This is a genomic window from Pseudomonas syringae (genome assembly GCF_023278085.1).
GTDB classification, from domain to species: Bacteria; Pseudomonadota; Gammaproteobacteria; order Pseudomonadales; family Pseudomonadaceae; genus Aquipseudomonas; species Aquipseudomonas syringae_Q.
The window spans coordinates 1814885-1827955 of record NZ_CP066265.1; the positions used below are offsets into that span (position 1 = coordinate 1814885).

The 13071-nt window shown below is 64.0% G+C and carries 1 protein-coding gene; it reads left to right on the top strand.

The features are described from left to right. The gene (locus I9H07_RS08345; protein WP_268946408.1) at window positions 1-13011 is read left to right on the top strand and encodes a non-ribosomal peptide synthetase; all 13011 of its coding nucleotides are present in this window, start codon (window positions 1-3) and stop codon (window positions 13009-13011) included. Window positions 13012-13071: the final 60 nt, after the last annotated feature.

Genomic DNA, 13071 nt, shown 5'->3' on the forward strand with positions numbered 1-13071 from the left:
ATGGATGCGTTTGAACTCCCCGACACCCTGGCCCAGGCCCTTCAGCGTCGCGCCGCGCAAACGCCGGATCGGCTGGCCCTGCGTTTCCTCACCGACGAGAACAGTCAGGGGCTGGTGTTGACCTACCGTGATCTGGACCTGCGTGCACGGACCATCGCCGCCGCGCTGCAAGGTCAGACCGTGCCGGGGGATCGGGCGATTCTGCTGTTCCACAGCGGGCCTGATTACGTTGCCGCATTTTTCGGCTGCCTGTATGCCGGGGTCATTGCGGTGCCGGCCTACCCGCCGGAATCCAATCGCCGTCATCATCAGGAACGGCTGCTGTCGATCATTGCCGATGCCGAGCCACGGCTGGTGCTGACCGGCTCCGATGTGCAGCCTGCCTTGCTGCAGATGGATGAGCTGGCCGCTGCCGCTGCGCCGCCACTGCTCTGTGTCGATACGCTGGACAGCGCGTCGGCGGAGGGCTGGCAAGAGCCGCACCTGCAAGCCGACGATATCGCTTTCCTGCAGTACACCTCGGGTTCGACGGCTTTGCCCAAGGGCGTGCAGGTCAGTCATGGCAATCTGGTCGCCAATGAGCTGTTGATCCGCCACGGCTTCGGCATCGACGTCAACCCGCACGACGTGATCGTCAGTTGGCTGCCGCTGTACCACGACATGGGCCTGATCGGCGGCTTGTTACAGCCGATTTTCAGCGGGGTGCCGTGCATCCTGATGGCGCCTGCCTACTTCCTCACGCGCCCGTTGCGCTGGCTGGAAGCGATCAGCGAATACGGCGGCACCATCAGCGGCGGGCCAGACTTCGCCTACCAATTGTGCAGCGCACGGGTCAGTGATTCGGCACTGGAGCGGCTGGACCTGAGCCGTTGGCGCGTGGCGTATTCCGGCTCCGAGCCGATCCGTGAAGACAGCCTGAATGCGTTTGCCGAGAAATTCGCCAGCTGCGGCTTCACGCCCGACAGCTTCATGGCATCTTACGGGCTGGCCGAAGCGACGCTGTATGTGGCCGGGGGCAAGCGCGGCAAGGGCATTCCTTCGCTGCGCCTGAATGCGCAGGCCCTGTCGCGCAATGTCGCAGAGCTGGGTGACGGGCAGCCGGTCATGAGCTGCGGCAGCGGCCAGCCGGGGCATGGTGTGTTGATCGCCGATCCCGTCACGCTGCAGGTACTGGACGAAAACAGCATTGGCGAAGTCTGGGCCAGCGGGCCGAGCATCGCCCACGGTTACTGGCGCAACCCGCAAGCCACCGCCAACACCTTCGTCCAGCATGACGGCCAGACCTGGCTGCGCACTGGCGATCTGGGGTTTCAGCGCCACGGCGAGCTGTACATCACCGGGCGTTTGAAAGACATGCTCATCGTGCGCGGGCACAACCTGTACCCGCAAGACATCGAAAAGGTTATCGAGCGCGAAGTCGACGTGGTGCGCAAAGGCCGGGTTGCAGCGTTCGCCGTCAATCAGGATGCCTGCGAAGGCATCGGCATTGCCGCCGAAATCAGTCGCAGTGTGCAGAAAACCCTCCCGCCCGAAGCGCTGATCAAGGTCATCCGGCAAACCGTGGCCGAGGCCTTTCAGGAAGCGCCGAGCGTTGTGGTGCTGCTTAATCCGGGCGCATTACCGAAGACCTCCAGCGGCAAATTGCAGCGCTCGGCCTGCCGTACCCGTCTGGCCGATGGCAGTCTCGACAGCTACGCGGTGTTTCCTGCGACTGATACCGCTCTTCAAAACAGCCCTCGAAGCACAGGTTCGGACCTGCAAGCGCAGATCGCCAGCGTCTGGTGCGAGCAGTTGCAGTGCGAGCAGGTCAGCGCCGACGACCATTTCTTCCTGCTGGGCGGCAACTCGATTGTTGCGACTCAGGTCGTCGCGAGGTTGCGCGAGACGCTGGGCATCGACCTGAACCTGCGCCTGCTGTTTGAAGCGCCGACGCTGTCAGCCTTTGCTGCCCGGATCGAAGCGCTGCAGATCGCCGCAGAGCAAGGTGACAACCCGACGCAGAACGCTATCGTCCGTCTTCCGGGCAACGAGCATCTGCCGCAATCGCTGGCGCAGAACCGCTTGTGGTTCCTCTGGCAACTGGACCCGACCAGCAGCGCCTACAACATTCCCGGCGGGCTGCACCTGCGTGGCGAGCTGCATGTCGACGCATTGCTCAGCAGCTTCCAGTGCCTGATCGAGCGCCATGAATCGCTGCGCACGCGTTTCTACGAGCAGGACGGCGTGGCCCTGCAACGCATCGATGCGCCCGGCGAGTTTCAGTTGCACCGCATCGACATCAGCGACCTTTCAGGCGATGAACGCCAAGCGCGTGCGCTGGCGATTCGAGAAGAGCAGGCGCGCCTGCCGTTCGATCTGCAAAACGGCCCGTTGCTGCGCGTTACGCTGCTGCAACTGGACGAAGAAGAGCACCAGTTGCTGGTCACGCTGCACCACATCATTGCCGATGGCTGGTCGCTGAATGTGCTGATCGACGAGTTCTCGCGCCTGTATGCGGCGGCCGTTCAGGGCCAGAGCATGGAACTGGCGCCTTTGCCACTGCGTTACGCTGACTACGGCCAGTGGCAGCGCGAATGGCTGGCGCGGGGTGAGGCCGAGCGCCAGCTCGACTACTGGAAGCAACAGTTGGGCGACGAGCAACCGACCCTGACGCTGAACACCGACCACCCGCGCTCGCTACGCCGTCAGCACAGCGCCTCGCGCTATAGCCTGCGCCTGAGCGCCGAGCTGAGTGCCGCCCTGCGCAACACTGCGCAAGCCTGGCAATCGACACCGTTCATGCTGTTGCTGGCCGGCTTTCAGACCCTGTTGCATCGCTACAGCGGGCAGACCGACATTCGCATCGGCGTGCCCGGTGCCAACCGTCCGCGCCTTGAAACCCAAAGCCTCATCGGCTTCTTCATCAACACCCTGGTGCTGCGTGCGCAACTGGACCCGCGCCTGCCGTTTTCGACGCTGCTGGCCCAGACCCGTCAGGCCGCACTGGACGCCCAGGCGCATCAGGACGTGCCGTTCGAACAACTGGTCGAAGCCTTCCCGCAAGCTCGTGAACATGGCTTGTTTCAAGTCATGTTCAACCATCAGCAACGCGACCTCGGCGCCTTGCGCCGTTTGCCGGGGCTGCTCGCCGAAGAACTCCCGTGGCACAGCCGCGAGGCCAAGTTCGACCTGCAATTGCACAGCGAAGAAGACCGTAACGGTCGTCTCAATCTGTCCTTCGACTACGCCGACGAGTTGTTCGAGCGCGACACCATCGTGCGTATGGCCCAGCACTATGTGCAGTTGCTGACCCAGGTCAGCCAGCAGGCGCAGGTCGCGCTAGGCGATGTGCAATTGCTCAACGCGGACGAGCTGGCCGAACAGACACAGTGGAGCGCCGCAGCCTGCACGCCTGCACAACGCTGGCTGCCTGAACGGCTGGAACATCAGGCGCTACAGACCCCGGAACGCATTGCGCTGGTGTGGGAGGGTGGCAGCCTCGATTTCGCCAGCCTGCATGCGCAGGCCAACCGTCTGGCGCATTATCTGCGGGACAAGGGTGTCGGCCCGGACATCAAAGTAGCGATTGCCGCCGAGCGTTCGCCGCAACTGTTGATCGGTCTGCTGGCGATCCTCAAGGCCGGTGGCGCCTACGTGCCGCTGGACCCGGATTACCCGACTGATCGGCTGGCCTACATGCTGCAAGACAGCGGTGTCGAGTTGCTGCTGACCCAGAGCCATTTGCTCGGCGACCTGCCGAGCGCCGAGGGCGTCTGCACGCTGGCCATGGACACGCTGCACCTGGACAACTGGCCAATCAGCGCGCCGGGCCTGCACCTGCACGGCGACAATCTGGCCTACGTAATTTACACCTCTGGCTCGACCGGCCAGCCCAAAGGCGTCGGCAACACCCACGCGGCGCTGGCCGAGCGCCTGCAATGGATGCAGGCCACCTATGCGCTGGACGAAAGCGATGTGCTGATGCAAAAGGCCCCGATCAGTTTCGATGTGTCGGTGTGGGAATGTTTCTGGCCGCTGATCACCGGCAGCCGTCTGCTGCTGGCCGGCGCCGGCGAACACCGCGACCCGCACCGCATCGCCCAACTGGTCAACGAATACGGGGTGACCACGCTGCATTTCGTGCCGCCACTGCTGCAACTGTTCATCGACGAGCCACTGACGCAACATTGCAGCAGCCTGCGTCGTCTGTTCTCCGGTGGCGAAGCGCTGCCGAGCGAGTTGCGTAACCGGGTGCTGGAGCAACTGCCGAACGTGCAACTGCACAACCGCTATGGCCCGACTGAAACCGCGATCAACGTGACCCACTGGCAGTGCCAGCTTGCCGATGGTCTGCGTTCGCCAATCGGGCGTCCGCTGGGCAACGTGCTGTGCCGGGTGCTGGACAGCGAACTCAATCCGCTGCCCCGCGGGGTTGCCGGCGAGCTGTGCATCGGCGGCGTCGGTCTGGCGCGTGGCTACCTGAACCGTCCGGGCCTGACCGCCGAGCGCTTCATCGCCGATCCGCTGGGGCAACCGGGTGAGCGCCTGTATCGCACCGGGGACTTGGTACGCTGGACCTCCGATGGCGCGCTGGAATACCTCGGCCGCCTGGACCAGCAGGTCAAACTGCGCGGTTTCCGCGTCGAACCACAGGAGATCGAAGCCCGATTGCTGGCCCAGCAGGGTGTAGGCCATGCTGCCGTGCTGGTACGCGAAACGGCTGCCGGCCCGCAACTGATCGGTTACTACACCGCTGAAGTCGGGCAGGACGTTCAGGCCGAGCGGATCAAGTCGGCACTGGCCCTGGAGCTACCGGACTACATGGTCCCGGCGCAGCTGGTGCGCCTCGACAGCATGCCGCTGAGCCCGAGCGGAAAGCTGGATCGGCGCGCCTTGCCCGAGCCGCAGTGGCAGACCCGCGAGCACGTCGAGCCGCATACGGATCTGCAAAAACAGATCGCCGCTGTCTGGCGACAGGTGCTGGGCGTGCCGCGTGTCGGCTTGCGCGATGATTTCTTCGAACTGGGCGGGCACTCGCTGCTGGCCACGCAGATCATTTCCCGCGTGCGTCAGGCGTGCGACATCGACCTGCCGTTGCGGGCGCTGTTCGAAGCCAGCGAGCTGGGTGCGTTTGCCGAACAGGTGCACACCCTTCAGCAGTCAGGCGCACGCAGCAGCCTGCAACCGATTGCCCGTGTCGACCGCAGCCAGCCGGTGCCGTTATCCTATTCGCAGCAGCGCATGTGGTTCCTTTGGCAGATGGAGCCGGACAGCCCGGCCTACAACGTCGGCGGCATGGCGCGCCTGAACGGCGTGTTCGATATCCAGTGTTTCGAGGCCGCGCTGCAAGCCTTGATCATGCGTCACGAAACCTTGCGCACCACCTTTCCGAGCGTCAACGGCGTGGCCTGTCAGAAAGTCTCCGAACAGACCGGCCTGAGTGTGCAATGGCAGGACTATTCAGCGCTGCCTGTTGACGTCCGTCAGCAGCGCCTTCAGGCGCTGGCCGACAGCGAGGCGCATCAACCGTTCGACCTGGAAACCGGGCCCTTGCTGCGCGCCTGTCTGGTCAGGGCCGCCGAGCTGGAGCATTACTTCGTCCTGACTCTGCACCACATCGTCACCGAAGGCTGGGCGATGGATATTTTCGCCCGCGAACTGGGCCTGCTCTACGAAGCGTTTCTCGAAGGTAAAACGTCGCCGCTGGAACCGCTGGCGGTGCAATACCTCGATTACAGCGTCTGGCAGCGTCAGTGGATGGAGGCGGGCGAGCGTCAGCGCCAACTGGATTACTGGACCGCACAACTGGGCAACGAACACCCGCTGCTGGAACTGCCCGGCGACCGCCCGCGTCCGCCCGTGCAAAGCCATCAAGGCGAGCTGTACCGCTTCGATCTGAGTCCCGAGCTGGCCGCTAAAGTACGCGCTTTCAATGCGCGTAATGGCCTGACCCTGTTCATGACCATGACCGCCACGCTGGCAGTCTTGCTCTACCGTTACAGCGGCCAGAATGACCTGCGCATCGGCGCACCGGTGGCCAACCGGATTCGTCCGGAAAGCGAAGGGCTGATCGGCGCGTTCCTCAATACCCAGGTGCTGCGCGTGCAGCTCGATGGGCAGATGAGCGTCGCACAGCTGTTCGAACAGGTGCGCCACACCGTCATCGAAGGCCAGTCGCATCAGGACTTGCCGTTCGATCATCTGGTCGAAGCTCTGCAACCGCCACGCAGCGCCGCCTACAACCCGCTGTTCCAGGTGATGTGCAACGTGCAGCGCTGGGAGTTCCAGCAAAGCCGCGAGCTGGCGGGCATGACCGTCGACTATCTGGTCAACGATGCGCGTGCCACCAAGTTCGACCTCAACCTGGAGGTCACCGAGCTGGATCATCGTCTGGGTTGCTGCCTGACCTACAGCACTGATCTGTTCGACGAACCGCGTATCGCGCAGATGGCCGGGCACTGGCTGAACCTGCTGCAAGCGCTGCTCGTCGATCCGCAGCAGCGCCTGAGCGAACTGCCGTTGCTGCAGGAGGCCGAGCGTCAGCAATTGCTCGACAGCCTCGGCGCTGAAGCTGGCGAGCAACGTCTCGATCAGTGTATTCATAGCCTGTTCGCCGAGCAGGCCCGGCGGCGAGCAGAGGCACCTGCTCTGACCTTTGCCGGCGAAACCCTGAGCTACGCCGAGCTGGACGCCCGCGCTAACCAACTGGCGTGGATGTTGCGCGAGCGCGGTGTCGGCCCGCAGGTGCGTGTCGGCCTGGCGCTGCCGCGCTCGCTGGACATGGTGGTCGGCCTGCTGGCGATCCTCAAGGCCGGTGGCGCCTACGTGCCGCTGGACCCGGAATACCCGCTGGAACGCCTGCATTACATGATCGAAGACAGCGGCGTCGGCCTGCTGCTGAGTGACCGTGCGCTGTTTGCAGCGCTGGGCGAGTTGCCTGCCGGTGTTGCCCGTTGGTGCCTGGAAGACGATCAGTCGTTGCTGGCGTCTTTCTCGTGCGACGAACTGCCGTTTATCAGCTTGCCGCAGCATCAGGCGTATCTGATTTACACCTCCGGCTCGACCGGCAAGCCCAAGGGTGTGGTGGTGTCCCATGGCGAAATCGCCATGCACTGTCAGGCGGTGATCCGACGTTTCGACATGCGGCCTGACGACTGCGAGCTGCACTTTTATTCGATCAACTTCGACGCCGCCACCGAACGTCTGCTGGTGCCGTTGCTCAGCGGCGCGCGCGTGGTGTTGCGCGCCCAGGGCCAGTGGGACGCCGAAGAAATCTGCACGCTGATTCGCGAGCAGCAGGTCAATATTCTCGGTTTCACGCCCAGCTACGGCAGCCAGTTGGCGCAGTGGCTGGCGACTCAGGGCCAGACCTTGCCGGTGCGCATGTGCATCACCGGCGGCGAAGCGCTGACTGGCGAACACTTGCAGCGTATCCGTGCGGTGTTCCAGCCCGAGCTGTTGTTCAATGCCTACGGCCCGACCGAAACCGTGGTCATGCCGCTGGCCAGCCTGGCCCCGCAACATCTCGAGGAGGGCGAAGCCAGTGTGCCGATTGGTCGTGTGGTCGGCGCGCGCGTTGCTTATATTCTCGATGCTGATCTGGCGCTGGTGCCGCAGGGTGCCAGTGGCGAGTTGTACGTCGGCGGTGCCGGTCTGGCGCAGGGCTATCATCAGCGCCCCGGCATGACTGCCGAGCGTTTCGTGGCCGATCCGTTCGCCAGCAACGGCGGGCGTCTGTACCGCACCGGCGATCTGGTGCGCCAGCGTGCCGACGGCCTGGTGGAATACCTGGGGCGTATCGACCATCAGGTCAAAATTCGCGGTTTCCGCATCGAACTGGGTGAAATCGAAACCCGTTTGCTGGAGCACCAGGCGATCCGCGAAGCCGTGGTGCTGGCGCTGGAGACGCCGTCGGGCAAGCAACTGGCAGGCTATCTGGTCAGCGATGTGGCCGGGCAGGACGATGAGCAACAGGCGCAACTGCGTGAATCGCTGAAGGCGCACCTCAAGGCGCAACTGCCGGATTACATGGTGCCGACGCACTTGATTCTGCTTGCCAGCATGCCGCTGACCGCTAATGGCAAGCTTGATCGTCGCGCTTTGCCTGCGCCGGACCCGGAACTCAATCGTCAGCACTACATCGCGCCCGCCAGCGAGCTGGAGCAGCAACTGGCGGCGATCTGGTGTGCGGCGCTGAACGTGGAGAAAGTCGGCCGTAATGACAATTTCTTCGAGCTGGGTGGCGATTCGATCCTGTCGATTCAGGTGGTCAGCCGGGCACGGCAGGCGGGTATCCATTTCAGCCCGCGTGACCTGTTCCAGCATCAGACTGTGCAAACCCTCGCGGCCGTCGCGACCACTCGCGAACTGATTCACGCCGAGCAGGGGCCGCTTGAAGGTGTGTCTGCGCTGACGCCGATTCAGCACTGGTTCTTCGCCACGCCGATCCCGCAGCGTCAGCACTGGAACCAGTCGCTGGTTTTGGAGCCGGTCAGCGCGCTCGATCCGCGTGTTCTGGAGCAGGCATTGCGCGCGGTACTGGAACAGCACGACGCCCTGCGCCTGAGCTTCACCGAACACGACGGCAAGTGGCAGGCCGAACACCGCGCGGTCACCGCAGAAACCCTGTTGATTCAGGCGCGGGTCGCGGACCTGGACGAATGCGCGGCTCTGTACGCCGACACCCAGCGCAGCCTCGATCTGCAAAACGGGCCGCTGCTGCGCGCCTTGCTGGTCGACGGGCCGCAGGGCCAGCAACGGTTACTGATGGTCATTCACCATCTGGTGGTCGACGGCGTTTCGTGGCGTGTGCTGCTCGACGATCTGCAAACGGCTTATCGTCAATCAAGCGAAGCCGCGCCCGTGCGCCTTGCGGCCAAGACCAGCGCCTTGCGCGACTGGGCCGCGCGCTTGCAGGCTTATGCGGGCAACGAGTCGTTACGTGAAGAACTGCGCGTATGGAAACGCCAGCTGGGCGGTCCTGCGGCGCAGTTGCCGTGCCATAACCCGCAGGGCGGCCAGCAGAATCGCCACGCGCAAACCGTCAGCGTGCGGCTGGATGCCGAGCGCACCCGGCAACTGCTGCAACAGGCCCCCAGCGCCTACCGGACCCAAGTCAACGACCTGCTGCTGACCGCCTTGGCGCAAGTGGTCTGCCGCTGGAGCGGGCAGCCTTCGACCCTGATTCAGCTGGAAGGTCACGGCCGCGAAAACCTGTTTGACGACATCGACCTGACCCGCACCGTGGGCTGGTTCACCAGCGCCTATCCGCTGCGCCTGACTCCAGCGCTGGCTGCCGACGCGGCACCGGGGGACTCGATCAAGGCCATCAAGGAGCAATTGCGCAAAGTGCCGCACAAGGGGCTGGGCTATGGCGTGCTGCGCTACCTGTCCGACAGTGCCAGCAAAGCTGCCATGCAGGCGCTGCCGGTCGCACCGATTACCTTCAATTACCTCGGCCAGTTCGACCAGAGCTTCGCCAGCGATGCGCTGTTCCATCCACTGGAAGAGTCGGCGGGTGCCGCTCACGATCCGCATGCGCCGTTGCCCAACGAGCTGAGCATCGACAGTCAGGTGTACGGCGGCGAACTGCTGCTGCGCTGGACCTTCAGCGCTGAGCGCTACCAACCCGCCGCTATCGAAGCGCTGGCGCAGGATTACCTGACCCAGTTGCAGGCGCTGATTGCCCATTGCCTGAGCGATGGCAGCGGCGGCCTGACGCCTTCCGATTTCCCGCTGGCCGATCTGGATCAGGCGCAACTGGACGCGCTGCCGGTCCCGGCAAACCACATCGAGGACGTCTACCCGCTGACCCCGATGCAGGAGGGCATGCTGCTGCACACCCTGCTGGAACCGGGCACCGGCCTGTATTACATGCAAGACCGTTACCGCATCAACAGCGCGCTGGACCCGCAGCGTTTCGCCCAGGCCTGGCAAGCGGTCATCGCCCGTCACGAAGCGCTGCGTGCCTCGTTTTGCTGGGACATCGGCGAAAGCATGCTGCAGGTCATCCACAAACCGGGCAGCACACCGATTGATTATCTGGACTGGCGTGACGTGCCGTCAGACCAGCAGGAACCGCGCTTGCAGGCCCTGCTCAAGGCCGAGCGCGAGACCGGTTTCGATCTGCTCAAGCAGCCGCCGTTCCACCTGCGCCTGATCCGCGTCGATGAGGCGCGCTACTGGTTCATGATGAGCAACCACCACATCCTGATCGATGCCTGGTGCCGCTCGTTGCTGATGAATGACTTCTTCGACATCTACACCGCGCTGGGCGAAGGCCGTGACGCGCAATTGACGCCTGCGCCGCGTTATCGCGATTACATCGGCTGGCTGCAACGCCGGGGTCTGGCGCAGGCGCGTGACTGGTGGCAGCACAACCTGCGTGGCTTCGAACGGCCGACGCCGATCACCAGCGACCGTCCGTTCCTGCGCGAACATGCGGGTGACAGCGGCGGCATGGTGGTGGGTGACTGCTACACCCGCCTTGATGAACGCGACGGCGCACAGCTGCGCGAACTGGCCCAGCAGCATCAACTGACGGTCAATACCTTCGCTCAGGCGGCGTGGGCCTTGACCCTGCGGCGCATGAGCGGTGATCGCGACGTGGTGTTCGGCGTCACCGTGGCCGGCCGGCCGGTTGAGCTGCCGCAGATGCAGCGCACCGTCGGGCTGTTCATCAACACCATCGCGCTGCGGGTCGGCATGCCCGGTGACGGGCAGCGCTGCAGCGTGCGCCAGTGGCTGAGTCAGCTACTGGACAGCAACATGCAACTGCGCGAGTACGAATACTTGCCGCTGGTGACCATTCAGGAAAACAGCGAGCTGCCCAAGGGCCAGCCGCTGTTCGACAGCCTGTTCGTGTTCGAGAACGCGCCGGTGGAGGTCTCGGTACTGGACCGTGCGCAAAGCCTCAACGCCACCTCGGATTCCGGTCGCACCCACACCAACTACCCGCTGACGGCCGTCTGCTATCCGGGCGACGACCTCGGCCTGCACCTGTCCTACGACCAGCGTTATTTCGACGAATCCACTGTGCAGAACATGCTTGGCGAATTCAAACGCCTGCTGCTGGCGCTGATCGAAGGCTTCCATGGCGACATGGCCGATCTGGCACTGGTCAGTGAGCAGGAGCGCACTTTCCTGCTTGATGGCTGCAACCAGAGCGACCACGCTTACCCGCTGGATAAGAGCTACGTTGAACTGTTTGAAGCGCAGGTCGCGGCGCATCCCCAGCGCATTGCGGTCAGCTGTCTGGATCGTCAGGTCAGCTATGCCGAGCTGAACATCACCAGCAATCGACTGGGCCATGCGCTGATCAGCGCCGGTGTCGGTGTTGATCAGCCGGTGGCGTTGCTGGCCGAACGCGGGCCGGAACTGCTCGGCATGATCATCGGCAGCTTCAAGGCCGGTGCCGGTTACCTGCCACTGGACCCGGCGCTGCCGAACTCGCGTCTGAGCGGCATCATCGGCCAGAGCCACACGCCGGTGCTGGTGTGCAGTGCGCAGTGTCTGGAGCAGGGCAGGGCGTTGCTTGACGCGCTGCCCGAGGTGAGCCGGCCGCTTCTGCTGGTCTGGGAAAACGTGCAGCAGAGCGAGTCAGCGCAGCACAACCCCGGCCGCTACAGCGCGCCGGACAACCTCGCTTATGTGATTTTCACATCAGGCTCCACCGGGCTGCCGAAGGGCGTGATGGTCGAACAGCGCGGCATGCTCAATAACCAGTTGAGCAAGGTGCCGTACCTGAGCCTGAGCGAAACAGACGTGATCGCCCAGACCGCTTCGCAAAGCTTCGACATTTCGGTCTGGCAGTTCCTCGCCGCGCCGCTGTTTGGCGCCCAGGTGGCTATCGTGCCGAACGACATCGCCCGCGATCCACAAGCGCTGTTGGCGCATGTGCAGGCGCAGCGCATCAGCGTGCTGGAAAGCGTGCCGTCGCTGATTACCGGCCTGCTCGCCGAAGAGTCCGCCACGCTGGACAGCCTGCGCTGGATGCTGCCGACCGGCGAAGCCATGCCGCCGGAGCTGGCCAGCCAGTGGCTGCAACGCTACCCGCAGATCGGGCTGGTGAATGCCTATGGTCCGGCTGAGTGCTCTGATGACGTGGCGTTCTTCCGTGTCGATGCTGAGTCGACGCGCAGCACGTATCTGCCGATCGGTTCGCCGACCGATAACAATCGCCTGTACCTGCTCGATGACGCGCTGGACCTGGTGCCGCTGGGCGCGGTCGGCGAGTTGTGCGTCGCTGGAACGGGTGTCGGGCGCGGTTATGTGGCTGATCCATTGCGCACCGTGCCGGTCTTCATACCCAACCCGTTTGGCTCACCCGGCGAACGCCTTTACCGCACCGGCGACCTGGCAAAGCGGCGTAAGGACGGCGTGCTGGAGTACGTCGGCCGGGTCGACCATCAGGTGAAGATTCGCGGTTATCGCATCGAGCTGGGCGAAATCGAAACCCGCCTGCTGGAGCATCCTGCCCTCCGCGAATCGGTGGTGCTGGACATCGACGGGCCGCTGGGCAAGGTGCTCGCGGCGTATCTGGTGCCGCGCTCTGCAACGCAGGATCACGATGCGTTGCGCGACGCGCTGAAAAGCCACCTCAAGGCCAGCCTGCCGGACTACATGGTGCCGGCGCATCTGGTGATTCTGGAGGCGATGCCACTGACGCCGAACGGCAAACTCGACCGCAAGGCCCTGCCTGCGCCGGACGTCAGTCTGTCGCAGCAGGATTATCAAGCGCCGCAGACCGAAATGGAGCAGCAACTGGCGAGCATCTGGGCCGATGTGCTCAAGGTCGAGCGCGTCGGGATCACCGATAACTTCTTCGAGCTGGGCGGCCATTCGCTGCTGGCCACGCAGGTGGTGACTCGCGCGCAGAAGCTGTTGCAGCGCAACGTGCCGTTGCGGGCAATGTTCGAATTCAACACCGTTCAGGCGTTGGCCGAGCATCTGCAAAGCCTTGGCGGGCCGCAGGTAGATGAGCAGAAGTTTGATCGGCTGACGGACTTGATGGCGGAACTGGAAGGGCTCTGACCGGCCTCCGGTCGGCACGCTGGCGTTGCGGATAAAAAACTCGTTACCGGGTGTAAATCC